Origin of the sequence: Thermoactinospora rubra (genome assembly GCF_002093975.1) — a bacterium.
GTDB lineage: Bacteria > Actinomycetota > Actinomycetes > Streptosporangiales > Streptosporangiaceae > Nonomuraea > Nonomuraea rubra_A.
Window position 1 is genome coordinate 103,557 of record NZ_MSZZ01000023.1, and the last position, 17,071, is coordinate 120,627.

At 72.4% G+C, this 17,071-nt stretch carries 14 protein-coding genes and 1 pseudogene; 6 read left to right on the forward strand and 9 right to left on the reverse strand.

Annotated elements, in window-relative coordinates:
• Positions 1-50: 50 nt before the first annotated feature.
• From BSB02_RS42425 to BSB02_RS23080, 3 genes and pseudogenes are all read right to left on the reverse strand, one after another.
• A pseudogene (locus tag BSB02_RS42425) lies at positions 51-416 on the reverse strand (pyridoxal-phosphate dependent enzyme); the annotation flags it as partial.
• Positions 413-844: a VOC family protein gene (locus tag BSB02_RS23075; RefSeq protein WP_084961732.1), complete on the reverse strand. Its 432-nt coding sequence runs from the start codon at positions 842-844 to the stop codon at positions 413-415. The gene BSB02_RS23075 and the pseudogene BSB02_RS42425, both read right to left, overlap by 4 nt.
• Positions 845-865: 21 nt before the next feature.
• Positions 866-2,536: a GMC oxidoreductase gene (locus tag BSB02_RS23080; protein ID WP_084961734.1), complete on the reverse strand. Its 1,671-nt coding sequence runs from the start codon at positions 2,534-2,536 to the stop codon at positions 866-868.
• Between the two features lie 22 nt (positions 2,537-2,558).
• Here BSB02_RS23080 and BSB02_RS23085 point away from each other — a divergent pair, with 22 nt between their 5' ends.
• Positions 2,559-4,655: a WD40 repeat domain-containing serine/threonine protein kinase gene (locus tag BSB02_RS23085; RefSeq protein ID WP_084961736.1), complete on the forward strand. Its 2,097-nt coding sequence runs from the start codon at positions 2,559-2,561 to the stop codon at positions 4,653-4,655.
• A 31-nt stretch (positions 4,656-4,686) separates the two neighbouring features.
• Positions 4,687-6,606 carry a beta-propeller domain-containing protein gene (locus tag BSB02_RS23090; protein WP_084961738.1) on the forward strand — a complete coding sequence of 640 codons (1,920 nt, stop codon included), beginning with the start codon at positions 4,687-4,689 and terminating at the stop codon, positions 6,604-6,606.
• A gap of 23 nt (positions 6,607-6,629) precedes the next feature.
• Here the strand turns inward: BSB02_RS23090 and BSB02_RS23095 are convergent, their stop codons facing one another.
• Positions 6,630-8,384, reverse strand: coding sequence for a glycerol-3-phosphate dehydrogenase/oxidase (locus tag BSB02_RS23095; RefSeq protein WP_084961740.1), 1,755 nt, complete (start codon positions 8,382-8,384; stop codon positions 6,630-6,632).
• 103 nt (positions 8,385-8,487) lie between these two features.
• Positions 8,488-9,258 carry a DeoR/GlpR family DNA-binding transcription regulator gene (locus tag BSB02_RS23100; RefSeq protein ID WP_084961742.1) on the reverse strand — a complete coding sequence of 257 codons (771 nt, stop codon included), beginning with the start codon at positions 9,256-9,258 and terminating at the stop codon, positions 8,488-8,490.
• A gap of 60 nt (positions 9,259-9,318) precedes the next feature.
• Here BSB02_RS23100 and BSB02_RS23105 point away from each other — a divergent pair, with 60 nt between their 5' ends.
• The 4 genes from BSB02_RS23105 to BSB02_RS23120 are packed head-to-tail and all read left to right on the forward strand — an operon-like array spanning position 9,319 to position 13,077.
• Entirely contained in the window at positions 9,319-10,194 is an 876-nt protein-coding gene (locus BSB02_RS23105; RefSeq protein ID WP_084961744.1) for an SIS domain-containing protein, read from the forward strand.
• Positions 10,191-11,327 (forward strand): N-acetylglucosamine-6-phosphate deacetylase, encoded by a 1,137-nt coding sequence (nagA, locus tag BSB02_RS23110; protein ID WP_084961746.1) that lies wholly within the window; start codon positions 10,191-10,193, stop codon positions 11,325-11,327. Before BSB02_RS23105 ends, nagA begins: the two co-directional genes overlap by 4 nt.
• Positions 11,324-12,244 (forward strand): 1-phosphofructokinase family hexose kinase, encoded by a 921-nt coding sequence (locus BSB02_RS23115; RefSeq protein ID WP_084961748.1) that lies wholly within the window; start codon positions 11,324-11,326, stop codon positions 12,242-12,244. Before nagA ends, BSB02_RS23115 begins: the two co-directional genes overlap by 4 nt.
• 11 nt (positions 12,245-12,255) lie before the next feature.
• On the forward strand, positions 12,256-13,077 hold the full coding sequence (locus BSB02_RS23120) for a class II fructose-bisphosphate aldolase (protein ID WP_084961750.1): 822 nt from the start codon (positions 12,256-12,258) through the stop codon (positions 13,075-13,077).
• On the opposite strand, the gene BSB02_RS23125 is transcribed toward BSB02_RS23120, so the two are convergent.
• From BSB02_RS23125 to BSB02_RS23140, 4 genes are all read right to left on the reverse strand, one after another.
• Positions 13,070-13,900 (reverse strand): sugar phosphate isomerase/epimerase family protein, encoded by an 831-nt coding sequence (locus tag BSB02_RS23125; RefSeq protein ID WP_143591037.1) that lies wholly within the window; start codon positions 13,898-13,900, stop codon positions 13,070-13,072. The genes BSB02_RS23120 and BSB02_RS23125 overlap by 8 nt on opposite strands.
• Positions 13,897-14,730, reverse strand: a complete 834-nt coding sequence (locus BSB02_RS23130) for a carbohydrate ABC transporter permease (RefSeq protein WP_240506601.1) — start codon at positions 14,728-14,730, stop codon at positions 13,897-13,899. The genes BSB02_RS23125 and BSB02_RS23130 overlap by 4 nt, the downstream gene beginning before the upstream one ends.
• The gene (locus BSB02_RS23135; protein WP_084961752.1) at positions 14,727-15,614 is read right to left on the reverse strand and encodes a carbohydrate ABC transporter permease; all 888 of its coding nucleotides are present in this window, start codon (positions 15,612-15,614) and stop codon (positions 14,727-14,729) included. The genes BSB02_RS23130 and BSB02_RS23135 overlap by 4 nt, the downstream gene beginning before the upstream one ends.
• Before the next feature lie 73 nt (positions 15,615-15,687).
• Positions 15,688-16,938, reverse strand: coding sequence for an ABC transporter substrate-binding protein (locus BSB02_RS23140; protein ID WP_206184843.1), 1,251 nt, complete (start codon positions 16,936-16,938; stop codon positions 15,688-15,690).
• Between the last annotated feature and the right edge of the window lie 133 nt (positions 16,939-17,071).

Here is a 17,071-nt window from a genome sequence, read left to right on the forward strand (position 1 = left end):
GCCGCCTTCTGCGCCGCGTCGTAGATGGCCACCGGGGGCGTGACGAACCTGCACTCGGCGCCCAGCGCCTCCAGCGGCCGGGCGCGCTCCTCGGTGCGGGCGCCGGGCATCACGACGATGTACGGCAGGCCGAGCCGGCGCGCGAACCAGGCCTGCGCGAGGGCCGAGTTGCCGCCGGCCGCCTCGACCACGGTCGTGCCCTCGCTGATCAGGCCGTCGAGGATGGCCTGGCGGAACAGCGCCCTGGCGTGGCGGTGCCGCATGGTGCCGGTCGGGTGCCGGGATTCGTCCTTGAGCAGCAGGCGGATGCCGTCGTCGCCGGCCTCCAGGAAACGCTCGGGTGGCGGCGCCTCCAGCAGCGGGGTCGGCTCGCCCGGCCCCAGCAGCTCCAGCGCCTCGGCTGTCCAGCGGCTCACGCGACGCAGAACTCGTTGCCCTCGGGGTCGGCCATGGTCACCCAGGTGTGCGGCCCCTGCCGTCCCTCGTGGAGCACGCTCGCCCCCATCTCCACCAGCCGCTTCACCTCGGCCTCCCGCTTGTCGGCCCCCACCCGCACGTCGAGGTGCATGCGGTTCTTCCCCTGCTTGCCCTCGGGAACGAGCTGGAACAGCACCCGGGGAGCGCGCTCCAGCCCCTCCGGATGGCGGATGGCCGCGCCCTCCCTCCACACCAGCCGCCCCCGGTGGCGCGTGGTGTCGGCCTCGGAGGCGTGCCCTTCCGCGACCATGCGCTCGATGAACGCCTCGTCCTGGGGCTCGACCTCCCAGCCGAGCGCCTCGGCCCACCAGTCGGCCAGGGTGTGGGGGTCGCGGCAGTCCTGGACTATCTGCACGTCGTAAGCCATGCCCGCCACGGTAGCCACCCCCTACGACACTTTCACGATCGGCAGCCGGAGCGCGCCCGGAGCGGCCTGCGGCACCACCGGGGCGCGCGGCGCGACCGGCTCGATCCTCCGGTACGGCGAGCCGAGCGGCGGCCGGGGGTCGGGCTCGCCCGCGTTGGGCCAGAACGCCATGGCCCGCTCGGCCTGGGCGGTGATGGTGAGCGACGGGTTGACCCCGAGGTTGGCCGAGATCGCCGAGCCGTCGACGACGTGCAGCCCTTCATGCCCGTAGAGGCGGTGGTAGGGGTCGATCACCCCGGTGTCCGGCGAGTCGCCGATGGCGCAGCCGCCCAGGAAGTGCGCGGTGGCCGGGATGTCGAACAGATCCAGCCAGGTCCCGCCCGGCAGCCCGCCGATCTCCTCGGCCGCGTGCCGTACCGCCTCGTGACCGGCCGGGATCCACGTCGGGTTCGGCTCGCCGTGGCCCGGCTCGGCACGCAGGCCGAAGCGCGTGGCGCGCACGGTGATGGAGTTGTCCTTGGCCTGCATGACCAGGGCGATGACGGTGCGCTCCGACCAGTTGCGCAGGTTCAGCAGGCGCAGCGCGGTCAGCGGCCGCCGCGCCGCCTCCCGCAGGAACGCCCGCCAGCGCACCTGCCCGCCGTCGATCAGCAGGGTGCGCAGCAGGCCCATGGCGTTCGACCCGGTCCCGTAGCGCACCGGCTCGATGTGGGTGTCCGGCGAGGGGTGGATCGAGGAGGTGATCGCGACGCCCTCGTTGAGCCGCGGCCCGCCGGAGGTCAGCCGCTCGAACCCCAGCAGCGCCTCCGAGTTGGTTCTCGTCAGCCGGCCCAGCCGGTCGGAGATCCGCGGCAGGCTGCCGTCGGCCTTGAGCCTGTGCAGCAGCCGCTGCGTGCCGTACGTGCCCGCCGCGAAGACCACCTGCCGCGTGGCGAAGGTACGGCGGAGCAGCGGCGAGCCGGTCCTGCGCGCCGTGACCACGTAGCCGCCGCCGGGCCGCGGGCGCACCGAGGTGACCGTGGCCTCGGCATAGACCCGCACCCCGGCCTTCTCGGCGAGGTGGAGGTAGTTCTTGGTGAGCATGTTCTTGGCGCCGTGGCGGCAGCCGGTCATGCACTCGCCGCATTCGACGCAGCCCCGGCGGCGCGGCCCGGCGCCGCCGAAGTAGGGGTCGACGCCGTCGTCCCCGAAGTAGACCCCGACCGGGGCGAGGTGGAAGGTGTCCTCGCAGCCCATCTTGGCGGCGACCCTGCGCATGATCTCGTCGGCCGGGGTGAGCGTGGGGTTTACCACCACGCCGAGCATGCGCCTGGCCTGGTCGTAGTACGGCGCGAGCTCGGCCTTCCAGTCGGTGATCGAGGCCCACTGCGGGTCGCGGAAGAACGGCTCCAGCGGCTCGTACAGGGTGTTGGCGTAGACGAGGGAGCCGCCGCCCACCCCCGCGCCGGCCAGCACCATCACCTTGCCTCCGGTGGCGCCGCGCAGCACGTGGATGCGCTGGATGCCCTTCAGCCCGAGCCACGGGGCCCACAGGAAGTTCTTGACGTCCCAGGAGGTTGCGGGCAGCGTGGACTCGTCGAAACGGCGTCCCGCCTCCAGGACGGCGACCCGGTAGCCCTTCTCGGCCAGCCGCAGGGCGGAGACGCTTCCCCCGAATCCGGACCCGATGACGACCACGTCGAAGTCGGTCATCGCAGCAGCATAATGGGAGCCTATGTCGCAGTTCGCGCCCCTCAAGCAAGCGGATCCCGAGAGGCTCGGAGACTACGAGCTTCTCGGCCGGCTCGGGGAGGGCGGCCAGGGCGTGGTGTACCTGGCCACTGCTCCCGGCGGCGGCAAGGTGGCGGTCAAGTGGCTGCGCGCCGAGCTGGCCGGCGACGAGGTCAGCATCAGCCGGTTCCTGCGCGAGGTGCAGGTCGCCGAGCGGGTCGCGCCGTTCTGCACGGCCGCCGTGCTGGCCAAGGGCGTGGCGCAGGAGCGGCCCTACATCGTCAGCGAGTACATCGAGGGCCCGTCGCTGTACGCGATCGTGCAGGAGAAGGGGCCGCGCACCGGCAACGGGCTGCACCGGCTGGCCGTCGGCACCGCCACGGCGCTGGCCGCGATCCACCAGGCCGGGATCGTGCACCGGGACTTCAAGCCGGCCAACGTCCTGCTGGCGGCCGACGGGCCCAGGGTGATCGACTTCGGCATCGCCCGGGCGTTGAACGCCAACGCGACCATCACCAACATGCCGGTCGGGACCCCGTCGTACATGGCGCCCGAGCAGATCATGGGCGAGCTGGTGGGGCCGGCGGCGGACATGTTCTCGTGGGCGAACACCATGGTGTACGCGGCGACCGGCAAGGCGCCCTTCGGCAACGACACCATGCACGCCGTGATCAACCGGGTGCTGAACCACGAGCCCGACCTGGGGCGGCTCGACGGGCCGCTGCGCGAGGTGGTGGAGAGCTGCCTGGCCAAGGATCCGGCGGCGCGGCCGACCGCCGAGCAGGTGATCATGCGGCTGCTGCGGCATCCCACGCTGGGGTCGCCGATCCCGCTGCAGGAGGCGGCCGCGGCCGCGACCGGCCCGCCGCTGACGCCGATGCCCGGCCTGGCGCCGCCGCCGGGCCAACCGGCCGCCCCGCCGCCCACCACCCAGCCAGCGGCCGGACAACCGCCCTTCACTCAACCGCCCGTCGCCCCTGCACCTACCACCCAGCCGCCGCAGGGGCCTCCCGCCCGGCCGCCCCACGCCCCGGCTCAGCCGTACCGGAGACCCGGCGGGAAGCGGGGCAGGACCGGGCTGGTCGTCGGCGCGGCGGCGGCCTTCGCGGTCGTCCTGGCCGCGGGCCTGATCGTGATCACCGCGCCGTGGAAGCACCTCCCCTGGCAGCGCGCCGCCACCCCCGCCCCCACGCCCACCCGCCCGCAGTCCACCCACACCGCCACCCCCGCCGTCACGCCCGTGCGCCTGCCCGGCGGCGAGATCACCCTGTTCGAGTCCCCCTCCGACCCGGTCAGGCTCACCTCCTACGAGGTGCGCAAGGACGAGGAGTGGGTCGACTACGCCCGCGCCTCGCTCACCGGCCGGTTCGCCGCCTACCCCGGCCACTGGGAGTCCCTGGTCTCTCCCGACGGCCGCTACCTGGCCGGACGCGCCAGGAACTACACGCCGGACGGCTACGACCCCGTGATCGTCACGGACCGCGAGACCGGCGCCCGCTTCACCGTCAAGACCGTCAGGAAGCCGCTCGGCGCCAGCGTGCGCGCCTGGTCCAGGGACGGCAGGAGGATCCTCCTCAACGTCGAGCGCGACGTCGGCGGCGTCTGGTCCCACCTGGGCTTCGTCGTCGTCGACGTCAGGACCAGGAAGGCCACGGTCGTCAGGGTCAAGGACGCGCGCGGCCTGTCCGCCTTCGGCTGGGACGGCAGCCAGAACGGCGTCGTGAGCTGGGACGCCAGGGCGAGGGCGCTGCGGTTCTTCGACCTGCGCGGCACGCCCACCCGGGAGCTCAAGGGCCTGGGCGAGCTGCCTTCCGGCACCGACCGGCTGTTCTCCCCTTCAGGCCGGCAGTTCGCCACCACCTGCGACGACGGGGCCACCTGTATCTGGGACACCCGCTCCGGCGACCGGCTGCGGCGCTTCGCCTCCGACTGCGACAAGGTCATCGGCTGGTTCGACGAGCAGCACCTGTACTGCTGGGAGCTCGACAACGGCCGGGGCTACGAGGTGCAGGTGGTCGGCTTCGACGGCCGGCTGGTGCGCAGGCTGCTGCAGAGCGGCAAGGGCCTGAGCGTGAGCCCCGTCTTCACGCCGGCCCGATGAACCGGCCGACGTCCCCATGCGTGTAGGGGGCATGAAGTCCTCGTTGATCGGCGCGGTCGCCGCGCTGGCGCTGGCCTGTTCCGCGTGCACGTCCTCCAGCCAGCAGCCCTCGGCGGCGGGCCGCCCCGCCCGCCTGCCCGACGTCCGCCTCGTCGCCTACGACAGCTGCGAGGACCTGCTGGCGGGGCTGCGCGAGAAGGCGGCGCAGAACGTCGGCCCGTGGGGCTTCGGCGGCGGCCCGGTCATGGCCATGGAGCGCGCCGACACGATGGCGGTCCCGCAGGACTCCACTGCCAAGACCACGCCCGAGCACTCCACGACGAACGTTCACGAGGCCGGCGCCGACGAGCCGGACCTCGTCAAGACCGACGGCGACCGGGTCTTCACCGTCACGGGCGGCACCCTGCGGGTGGTCGACACCGCCACCAGGAAGGTCACCGTACAGCTGAAGCTCATGGGCGGCGAGACGCCCTACTACGGCGCGGGCGAGCTGCTGGTGCAGGGCGACCGGGCCCTGGTGGTGTTCCGCTCCGGCGGCGGCGTCCCCGTCCAGGACAAGCGCGACTTCGCCCCCATGCCGTCGCGACCGGTGTACGTGGTGGTCGGCCTGTCCGGCGAGCCCAGGGTGCTGGCGACGATCAAGCCCCAGGGCATGCACGTCGACGCCCGCCTGATCGGCTCGACCGTACGGCTGGTGACCCGCAGCCAGCCCTCCATCGTCTTCCCGCAGACCACCACGAACGCCTCCGAGGAGGAGCGCAAGAAGATCAACCAGACCGTGGTACGGCAGGCGCCCGTCGACGCCTGGCTGCCGAAGATCGAGATCACCGACGCTTCGGGCGCCTCCAGGACCGACACGGTCAAGTGCGAGCGGATCAGCCACCCCTCCGACTACACCGGCACCTCCATGCTGACCATGCACACCATCGACCTGTCCGGCGACGTGGCCGCCGCCGGCACCGACCCGATCGGCCTGGCAGCGGACGGCGACACGGTCTACAGCAACGGCACCGGCTTCTACGTGGCGAGCAACCCGCGCTGGTGGTTCCCCGTCCCGATCGACGTGGTCCGGCCGCAGGAGTCCTCGGCCACCCCGGCCGTGCCGCCGGAGGAGACCGAGGTGCACCGCTTCGACGTCAGCCGGCCGGGCGCGCCCCGCTACGTGGCCTCAGGCAAGGTGCCCGGGCGGCTGCTGAACCAGTACTCGCTGTCGGAGCACGACGGCCACCTGCGCGTGGCGACCACGCAGGCCACCTCGACCAGCAGCTCCAGCGGCGTCTACGTGTTCAGGGCCGACACCATGGCCAAGGTGGGCGAGGTCACCGGGCTCGGCAAGGGCGAGCGCATCTACTCGGTGCGGTTCATGGGCCCGGTCGGCTACGTGGTGACCTTCCGCCAGGTCGACCCCCTCTACACGCTCGACCTGCGCGACCCGGCCGCGCCGAGGGCGGTGGGCGAGCTCAAGATCACCGGCTACTCGGCCTACCTCCACCCGGCCGGGGAGGGCCGCCTGATCGGCGTCGGCCAGGAGGCCACCGAGGAGGGCAGGACCAGGGGGACACAGATCTCGCTGTTCGACGTCAGCGACCCGGCCGGCCCGCGGCGGCTGTCGCAGATGTTCCAGAAGGACTCCGGCTCCGAGGCCGAGTGGGACCCGCACGCCTTCCTGTACTGGCCCAAGACCGGGCTCACGGTGATCCCGCTGAACACCTGGGACAACGGCAGGGGCCTGGCACAGAGCGGCGCGCTGGTGCTGAAGGTCACCGACTCGGCCGTCACCAAGGTCGGGATGATCAAGCACCCGCGGATCAGGCAGGACCAGTACACCTACGAGCCGGCCATCCAGCGCTCGATGGTCATCGGCGAGTCGGTGTGGACGCTGTCGGAGAAGGGGCTGCAGGTCAACGACGCCACGACGCTGGCCGAGCAGGCGTTCGTCGAGCTGGGCTGATCGACCTGGGCTGATCGGCCCGGCTAGCTCCCGGGATCACCGGCCCGGCTGGGCTCCGGCGTCACCACGGGGACGATCTCGGGTGCGCCCAGCCGGATCGCGTCGGCCTCCTGGTCGGTGTCCTGCTCCTGGGAGCGCCGCTCGGCCTCCACACGCTTGGTGAAGTACTCCACCTCGCGCTTGACCTGCTCGTCGTCCCACTCCAGCGGGCCGGCGAGCAGCTCGGCCGCCTCCTGGGCGACGGCCGTGCCGCGGTGGAAGGTCTCGATGGAGATGTGCGTGCGCCGGGTGAGCACGTCGTTGAGGTGCCTGGCCCCCTCGTGGGTGGCCGCGTAGACGACCTCGGCGCGCAGGTAGTCGTCGGCCCCGCCGAGCGGGCGCGCCAGCGAAGGGTCCTCGGCGATCAGCTCCAGGATCTCGTGGATGAGCGAGCCGTACCGCTGCAGCAGATGCTCGATGCGGGCCACGTGCAGGCCCGACTCGTGCGCCAGCCGGTGGCGCGCGTTCCACAGCGCCTGGTAGCCCTCGGCGCCCACGAGCGGGACGCGGTCGGTGCACGACGGCGGCACGCGCTGGTCCAGGCCGTGGGCGACGGCGTCGACGGCGTCCTTGGCCATCACCCGGTAGGTCGTGTACTTGCCGCCGGCGATCATCACCAGCCCCGGCACCGGGTGGGCGACCACGTGCTCGCGCGACAGCCGGGAGGTCTCCTCCGACTCGCCCCACAGCAGCGGCCGGAGCCCGGCGTAGACGCCCTCCACGTCGTCGCGGGTCAGCGGCACCGACAGCACGGCGTTGACGTGGTCCAGCAGGTAGTCGATGTCCGCCCGCGAGGCCGCGGGGTGGGCCTTGTCCAGCGTCCACTCGGTGTCGGTGGTGCCGATGATCCAGTGGCGGCCCCACGGGATGACGAACAGCACCGACTTCTCGGTGCGCAGGATGATCCCGGTGAGGGAGTGGATGCGGTCGCGCGGCACGACCAGGTGGATGCCCTTGGAGGCGCGCACGTGGATCTGGCCGCGCCCGCCCACGAGCTCCTGGATGTCGTCGGTCCACACGCCGGTGGCGTTGACCACCTGCTGGGCGCGGATCTCCAGCTCCTCGCCGCCCTCCAGGTCGCGCACCCGGACCCCGGTGACGCGCTCGCCCTCGCGCAGGAAACCGACGACCTGCGCCCGCGGGGCGACGTGCGCGCCGTACGCGGCGGCCGTGCGGAGCATGGTCATGACGTAGCGGGCGTCGTCGACCTGGCAGTCCCAGTACTGGATCGCGCCGGTGAAGGCGGTCCGCTTGAGCGCCGGGGCCAGCCGCAGGGCGCGGCGGCGCGACAGGTGCCGGTGGCCAGGCACGCCGCGGGTCAGCCCGGCGGTGAAGCCCAGCGTGTCGTACAGCGCCACGCCCGCCCCCACATAGGGACGCTCCCAGCCGTAGTGGGTCATCGGGAACAGGAACGGCACGGGACGCACCAGGTGCGGCGCGATCCGCTGCAACAGCAGCGCCCGCTCCCGCAGCGCCTCGCGCACCAGCTCGAAGTTGAGCTGCTCCAGGTAGCGCAGCCCGCCGTGGATGAGCTTGGAGGACCTGGAGGAGGTGCCGGAGGCGAAGTCCCTGGCCTCCACGAGCCCCACGTCCAGCCCCCGGGTCGCGGCGTCGAGGGCGATGCCCGCCCCGACCACGCCGCCGCCGACCACCACCACGTCGAGCTCGCGTGCGGCCATCGCGGCGAGGGCCTCCGTGCGCTCGGTCGGCCCCAACCGGCTGCCCGTTCGCGCGGTCATCATCCCCCCTGGTACGGCTGTCGCCTTGCTTAGGACTACTTACCCTTTTCTACCGGCGCGCGGATCCGGTAACCGCGCCCGCCCGTTTCGCCCGCGCCATGCCCTAGGCACGGATGACCTTGACGCCCGCCTCGACGAAGCGCGCCGCGGTCTCCTCGGCCAGGCGCGCGTCGGTGACCAGCGTGTCGATCTCGGTGACAGGACAGATGCGGGCGAAGGCCCGCTGCCCCACCTTGGACGAGTCGGCGACCACCACGACGTGGCCGGCCCTGCCGATCAGCAGGTGGTTGACGCCGGCCTCGCCTTCGTGGTGCGCGGAGGCGCCGAGCTCGACGTCGAGCGCGTCGACGCCCAGGAAGGCCACGTCGAGCGTCACCTGCTCCAGGACGCCCGACGCCAGCGGCCCGATCAGCTCGTAGGACTGCTGCCTGGCCACGCCGCCGGTCACGACGATCTTCACGTGCTGCCGCACGACCAGCTCCGCGGCGATGTTGAGCGCGTTGGTGACGATCGTGAAGCCCGGTTCCAGCCGGGGGCTGGTGGCCAGCACGCGCGCCACCTCCGAGGTGGTGGTCCCGCCGTTCATGCCGACCACCATGCCGGGCGAGACCAGCTCGGCCGCGGCGGCGGCGATCCGGTGCTTCTCGTCGGCGTGGCGGGCGGGCTTGTACCGCAGCGGCAGGTCGTAGCTGACGCTCTGCGCGACGGCCCCGCCACGGGTGCGCATGAGCATCTGCTGCTGGGCGAGCTGGTCGAAGTCCCGCCTGATCGTCGCGGTGGAGACGCCCAGCTCGGAGGCGGCCTGCTCGACGGTGAGCCGCCCTTCGCGCGCGAGCAGTTCGAGTATCGCGTTCCACCGGTCGTAGCGGCCCATGGGGCAAGCCTAGCGAAACTCCCTCTGCCCAATACTGTTCATTTTTGATATAAAAGCTGCATGACTACGCACACCGAAGCCGAGATCGCGTCCCAGCCCGACTGCTGGCGCCGGGCCGCGGCCGACCCGCCCCTCCACGCGCTGCCCCAGCCAGGAGAGCGGGTCGCCGTGATCGGCTGCGGGACCTCGTGGTTCGTCGCCCAGGCGTACGCGGTGCTGCGGGAACGCGCCGGGCAGGGCGAGACCGACGCCTTCGCCGCCTCCGAGGCGCCGCTCGCCACGCGCTCCTACGACCGGGTCGTGGCGCTCAGCCGCTCGGGCACCACGACGGAGGTGCTCGACCTGCTGCGCGGGGTCTCGGCGCGCACAACGGCGATCACCGCCGACCCCGAGACGCCGATCATGACGCTGGCCGACCAGGTCGTCGTGCTCGACTACGCCGACGAGAAGTCGGTGGTCCAGACCCGCTTCGCCACCACGCAGCTCGCGATGCTGCGCGCCGGCCTGGGCGAGGACCTGGCCCAGGCCGTCGCCGACGCCGAGGCGGCGCTCGCCGAGGAGCTGCCCGAGCAGCTGGTCGCGGCCGAGCAGTACACCTTCCTGGGCACCGGCTGGACGGCCGGCCTGGCGCAGGAGGCCGCGCTGAAGATGCGCGAGGCGTCGCGGTCGTGGACCGAGGCCTACCCGGCCATGGAGTACCGCCACGGCCCCATCAGCATTGCCGGCCCCGGCCGCGTCACCTGGATGCTGGGCGCCGCGCCCGGCGGGCTTCGTGAGCAGGTCGAGGCCACGGGAGGGACGTTCGTGGAGTCGTGCCTGGACCCCATGGCCGAGCTCGTCCGCGTCCAGCGGGTGGCCGTGGCGCGCGCCTTCGCCCGCGGGCTCGACCCCGACGAGCCCCTCCACCTCACGCGATCTGTGATTCTTTCTCCATGAGTCTCACACTGTCGGACGCCCGCATCGTCACCCCGGACGGCGTTCACGAGGGCTGGCTGACCATCGAGGACGGCCGGATCACGCACATCGGCCGCGGAGCAGCCCCCGGCCCCGGTCACAGCCTGGGCGGACGGCACGTCGTGCCGGGATTCGTGGACATCCACAACCACGGCGGCGCGGGCAGCTCCTTCCCCTCCGGCGACCAGGACGCCGCGCGGCGGGCCGTCGCGCTGCACGAACGGCACGGCACCACGGCGATGGTGGCCAGCCTGGTCACCGGCTCGCTGGAGGAGCTGACCGCGGCCACGGAGGCGCTGGCCGAGCTGTGCCAGGACGGGCTGCTGGCGGGCATCCACTTCGAGGGCCCCTACATCGCCAGGGCCCGCTGCGGCGCGCACAACCCGGCGCTGCTGCGCGACCCCTCGGTCGAGGAGGTCGACCGGTTGGTGAAGGCCGGTCACGGTCACGTGCGCATGCTCACCATCGCCGCCGAGCTGCCCGGCGCCCTGGACGTCATCCGCGCGGCCGTCGCCGGCGGCGTGGTGGTCGCACTCGGCCACAGCGACGCCACCTACGACCAGACCCGCGAGGGCATCGACGCGGGTGCCACCGTGGCCACCCACCTCTACAACGCCATGCCCCCGCTCGGCCACCGCGCGCCCGGCCCGGTCGCCGCGCTGCTGGAGGACCCCCGGGTGACCGTCGAGCTCATCAACGACGGCGTCCACGTGCATCCCGCGATGCTGCGCCTGGCCTACGCCGTCGCGGGCCGCTCCCGCACCGCGCTGATCACCGACGCCATGGCCGCCACCGGGCTGGGCGACGGCTCCTACATGCTCGGCTCGATGGAGGTCGAGGTCTCCGGCGGGGTCGCGCGGCTGGTGGAGGGCGGGTCGATCGCCGGCAGCACGCTCACCATGGACGTCGCCTTCCGCCGCACCGTCCAGGAGGTCGGCCTGTCGCTGCCCGAGGCGGCCGAGACCGCCTCGCTCACCCCCGCCCGCGTGCTGGGGCTGGACGGCGAGATCGGCTCCATCGCCGTCGGCAAGCGCGCCGACCTCGTCGTGCTGACCGACGAGCTGGAGGTCGCCGCCGTCATGAAGGGCGGCGTCTGGGTACGGGAGCCCGCGTGATCCTCACCGTGACGCTCAACGCCGCCCTCGACGTCACCTACGAGGTGCCCGGCGTCCAGTGGGGCGGCGTGAACCGCGTGCGGTCGGTCCACCGGCGCGCGGGCGGCAAGGGCGTCAACGTCGCCCGCGTGCTGGCCGCGCTGGGCCAGGAGGTCCTGGTCCACGGCTTCGCCGGCGGCCCCACCGGCCAGGCGATCCGCGCCGACCTGGCCGCCTCCGGCCTGCCGGAGGCCATGGCGCCGATCGCCGCCGACTCCCGCTCCACGCTGGTCGTCGCGGAGGGCTCCCGCACCACCCTCCTCAACGAGCCGGGACCGGCCGTGACGGCGTCGGAGATCGACGAGTTCCTGCGCGCCTTCGACGGGCCGGCCCGCGACGCCGACGTGGTCGTGCTGTCGGGGAGCCTGCCTCCCGGGGTGCCGGAGGACTTCTACGCCACGCTCACGGCGCGGGCCAGCGAGCGCGGCGCGCGGGTCATCGTGGACGCCGACGGGGCCGCCCTCAGGCACGCCGCCCCCGGCTCGCCCTGCGTCGTCAAGCCCAACGCCGAGGAGCTCGCCAGGGCGGTGGACCTGCCCGGCGACAGGCGGCTGTCCTCGCTCGCGGCCGGGGCCGAGGCGCTGCGCGCGCTCGGCGCGGCGTCGGTGGTGGTCTCGCTGGGCGAGGAGGGCCTGTTCGCCGCGACCGGTGAGGGCGCCTTCCGCGTCCGCCTGCCGTACCGGATCGAGGGCAACCCGACCGGCGCGGGCGACGCCCTGGTCGCCGGGCTGGCGCTGGGGCTGGCGGAGGGGACGGCGTGGCCGGACACCCTGCGGCGGGCCGCGGCCCTGGGCGCCGCCGCGGTGGCCGCCCCTGTCGCCGGCGACTTCGACCGCGGCGTCTACGCCGAGGTCCTTCCCAAGATCGTGATCGAGTAAGGAGATCGCCCATGCCCCTCGTCGGAACCGGTGAGATCGTCGCGAGCAGCCCGGGCGGGGTGGGCGCGTTCAACGTGATCCTGCTCGAACACGCCACCGCCATCGTGGCGGGCGCGCAGCGGGCGGGCCGGCCCGTCATCCTGCAGATCAGCGAGAACTGCGTGCGCTACCACGGCGCGCTGGAGCCGATCGCACTGGCCGCCATGGCGGTCGCGCGGCGGGCCGAGGTGCCCGTGGCGGTCCACCTGGACCACGCCACCGAGCGCTCGCTCGTTGAGGAGGCCGTGGCGCTGGGCATCGGCTCGGTGATGTACGACGCCTCCGCCCTGCCCGACGCCGACAACGTCGCCTCGACGGCCGAGGTGGCCGCCTGGTGCCACGAGCGCGGCGTGTGGGTGGAGGCCGAGCTGGGCGAGGTCGGCGGCAAGGACGGGGTGCACGCGCCGGGCGCCCGCACCAAGCCGCACGAGGCCGTGGACTACGTGGCCCGCACGGGCGTGGACGCGCTGGCCGTGGCCGTGGGCACCTCCCACGCGATGACGACCAAGGAGGCCGTGCTCGACCTGGAGCTGATCGCCGACCTGCACCGGGCCGTCCCGGTGCCGCTGGTCCTGCACGGCTCCTCCGGCGTGCCCGACGAGACCCTCCGGCAGGCCGTACGGCGGGGCATGAAGAAGATCAACATCGCCACGCACCTCAACAAGGCCTTCACCGGCGCGGTGCGCGACCACCTGGCCCGCGACGAGAAGGTCGTGGACCCGCGCAAGTACGTCGCCTCCGGCAGGGACGCCGTCGCCCGCGAGGTCGCCCACCTGCTGGAGGTGCTCAGCTGAGACCCGCAGCGCGGACGGCGGCCAGGCAGCGCTCGACGGCCGGGCGCGGGTCCAGCGCGTAGGAGCCGTCTCCGAACAGCTCGAACGTCACCAGCCCGCGGTAGTCCCTGCGCCGGAACTCGGCCAGGTAGCCCGCCAGCGGCAGCTCGCCGTCGCCCCACGCCAGGTGCCCGGCGGGCCGCCCGTCGATGAGGTGCACGTGCCGCACCCGGTCGCCGAGCACGTCGAAGTAGCCGGCCACGGTGTCCCCCGCCGTGGCCATGCCGACCGTGTCGAGCACCGCGCCCAGGGTCGGCACGCCCACCTCGCCAATCATCCTGGCCAGCGTGCGCACGTCGTTGACGAGGTTGGACTCCACCCGCTGGAGCGGTTCGAGCACGCACGAGACGCCCAGGCGGGCCGCGTAGGCGGCGATCTCCCCGATCGCGTCCACCGAGCGCCGCCACGCGGCCTCCACCGGCTCGTCCTCCGCGCCGCGCCCGGGCGTCAGCAGGAGCAGCCCGGCTTCGAGCTCCGCGCACAGCTCGGCGGCCCGGCGGAACATCGCGATGCCGGCGGCGCGCAGCCACGTCGCCGGGGAGGCGACGTTGACCGGGTAGGCCACCTGCTCGGGCGTCAGGCACGCGACGGCGAGCCCGCGTGCCGCGGCGGCGCGCCGTACGGCCCGGGCCTCGGCGTCGCTCACCCGCGGGATGTGGAAGTGCGGCGCGACGCCCCACAGCTCCAGGCGGGTACGGCCCAGCGCCGCGGCGTCGTCGAGGAAGCGCTCCAGGCTGTGGTGCTGGTAGGCGAAGTTCGACCCGGTGATCTGCTCGAGGTTCACTTTCCGATCCCGTCCGCGAGTCCCTTGACGATGTAGCGCTGGCCGAGGAAGAACAGCAGCACGACCGGCGCGGCGGCGATGACCATGCCCGCGAACACCACCGAGAAGTCGGTGCCGTGCTTGCTCATCAGGCTCATCAGCCCGACCGGCAGCGTCTGCACGCCCGAGCCGCTGGTGAACACCATCGCGAACAGGTACTCGTTCCACGCGAACAGCACGTGCAGCATGACCGTCGAGATGATGATCGGCTTGCACATGGGCAGGATGATCCGCCAGAACGCGGTCCACCGGCCCGCGCCGTCCACCTCGGCCGCCTCGTCCACCTCGCGCGGCAGGTCGATCATGTAGGCGCGGATGAGGAAGGTCGTGAACGGCACGCGGAAGGCGGTGTAGAGGATCAGCAGCGCCCAGAAGCTGTTGTAGAGCCCCATCGCCTGGAACATCTTCACCAGCGGCACCAGCGCCACGGTCGGGGCGAGCATGAGCCCGCCGAGGATCAGGCCGGTGATGGTCTTGTTGAGCGGGATCGCCACCCGGGTCAGCCCGTAGGCGGCCCACGCGCTGACGAGCACGGTGGCCACGGTGGAGGTCACCGTGACCAGCACGCTGGTGGTGAGGTAGTCGCTCACCCCCCGGTTCCACGCCTTGCGGTAGCTGTCGAGGCTCCAGTCCACCGGCAGCGCGAACGGGTCGCCGAACAGCTCGGCGTTGGACTTGAAGCCGTTGAGCACCATCCACAGCAGCGGATAGACCACCACCACGACCAGCGCGAGCAGGAACGCCCACATGAACACGCGCGCTATCGCGCCGAGGAAGCCCACGCGGGTCACCAGTCCACCTTTCTGCGGCGCGCCACCCACAGCTGGGCCAGCGCGAGGGCGAGCGTGACCACGAAGATCACCGTGGCGATGGCGGCGGCGTAGCCGAAGTCGTTGCGGACGAACCCGCTGCGGTACAGCCACGTGCCGAGCACCTGCGTGGAGTTGTCCGGCCCGCCGCTGGTCATCACCATGACCTCGTTGAACACCTGGAACGCGCCCGAGATCGTGACCACGGTCATCAGCCCGGTCATCTCGCGCACCAGCGGGATCGTCACGTGGATGAGGCGGCGCACCGGCCCGGCCCCGTCGATGGCCGCGGCGCCGTAGATCTCGCCGGGGATGCGCTGGATCGCCACCGCGAACAGCAGCGTGGAGTAGCCGAAGCCCTGCCACTGGCTCATCGCGATCACGGCGTGCATGGCCGTGCTCTCCTGGCCGAGCCAGGGCTGGGCGAGCCCGCCCAGCCCGGCCGCCTCCAGCGCGTTGTTGAGCAGGCCCAGGTTCGGCTCGTAGACGAAGTAGAACAGCAGGCCCGCCACGGTCAGCGAGATCGCCGACGGGACGAAGTAGACCGCCCGCAGCGCCCGCCGCCACCGCTCGCCGCGGACGCTCTCGATCAGCACGGCCAGCAGCAGCGCGCCGAAGACCTGGAAGACGATCGAGAGCACCGCGTACAGCACGTTGTTGCCGAACGAGCCCCAGAAGACCGGGTCGTCGACCAGCTTGCGGTAGTTGTCGAGCCCCACGTACTGCTGGGCGCCGCTGTAGATGTCCCACTCCAGCGTGCTGAAGCCGAAGTTCTGCGCCAGCGGCAGGTAGACGAAGACGCCGACGAGCACGAGGGCGGGCAGCACCCACGCCAGCCCGAGCGACCTGCGGAGGACCGTGCGCATGGCTCCTACTTGGCCGCCGAGGAGGCCTGGCGCACGCTCTCCAGCACCTGCTCGGCCGTCCTGGCCCCGGTGATCAGCGCCTCGCCGCCCGCGAGCCAGGCGTCGGCCACCTCGGGCACGGTGACGGTGTCGAGCCAGACCACCAGCCGCGGGGCCCGGTTGACCCGCTCGATCCCCTCGTAGACCGCCTTGCTGGAGGTCTGCTCGGTGACGGCGCCGACGACCGTGCTCGGCTGCCCGTACGGCGGAGCCGACAGCGTCTTGGCGTTCTCCAGCGTGGTGGCGACTTCATGAAGTCGATCGCCAGCGCGGCACGCGGCGACCTGGCGTTGATCAGGTAGCCCTCCGGCGCGCCCTCCAGCGCCTCGGGGTCGCCCGCCGCGCCCTGCGGCACCGGCAGCGGGAAGATGCCGAAGTCGCCGGGGTCGAGCGCCTTGTCCCCGACCGTGGTGTCGAACTCCAGGACCTCCTGGTAGTACATCGCGGCCTTGCCGCCGGAGAAGGCCTCCTGCGCCGAGGTGTACAGCACGCCGTTGGTGCCCGCCTTGGTGTCGGTGCACTGGTCGACCAGGGTCTTGAACTGCTTGAGCGCCGCCACGTAGCCGGGGTGGTCAAGCTTAGCCGTCGCGGGGTGGAAGTCGGCCTCCAGCGTGTCCTTCGGCACGTGGTAGGCGAACAGCTGCTGCAGGTAGTGCAGGGCGGGCCAGCCGTCCTTGTTGCCGAAGGCGATCGGCTCATAGCCGGCCTGGCGCAGCTTGGCGCAGCTCGCGAGCAGTTCCTCGAAGCTCTTGGGCACCTCGACCCCGGCCTTGGCGAAGGCCGCCTTGCTGTAGCCCATGAACTTGCCGTTGTTGTACAGCGGGATGCCGTAGTACTTGCCGTCGTAGGCGAAGGCCTCCAGCGAGCCGCGGCCGAAGGTCCTGCCCCACTCGGTGTCCGGGCCGATGACCTTGGTCAGGTCGGCGGCGCGCCCGCCGCGGACGAAGTTCTCCGCCCAGTTGCCGGTCCAGGTGAAGTAGATGTCGGGCAGGGCGTTGGAGGCGGTGAGCGTCTTGGTCTTGTCCTTGATGCTCTGGTCGGTCTCCTGGATCAGCTCGACCTGCACGCCCGGGTGCCGCTGCCGGTACTTGGCGGCCAGGTCCGCGAAGTAGGACTCCAGCGGCTCGCCGGCGAACTTGGTGAGGATGCTCAGCGTGCCGGAGAACTCCGGCTTGGCGGCGACGTCGGCGGCGGGTCCGCTCGCCGTGCCGCCGGCACCGCCCGCACAGCCGGCGGCCAGCAGCGCCGAGCATCCGGCCAGCGCGATCAACGCGCGAGTGCGCATGGGGGCTTCCTTTCTCGCGGCCTCGTTGCTGGGTGACTGTACAGCGGATCTGATACCGGTACCAGACTCATTTCCAAGATTGTTGTTTTCCCTTTTGCTTGACGGTTTGGCGTTCCTGTGTCAGCGTGATCCC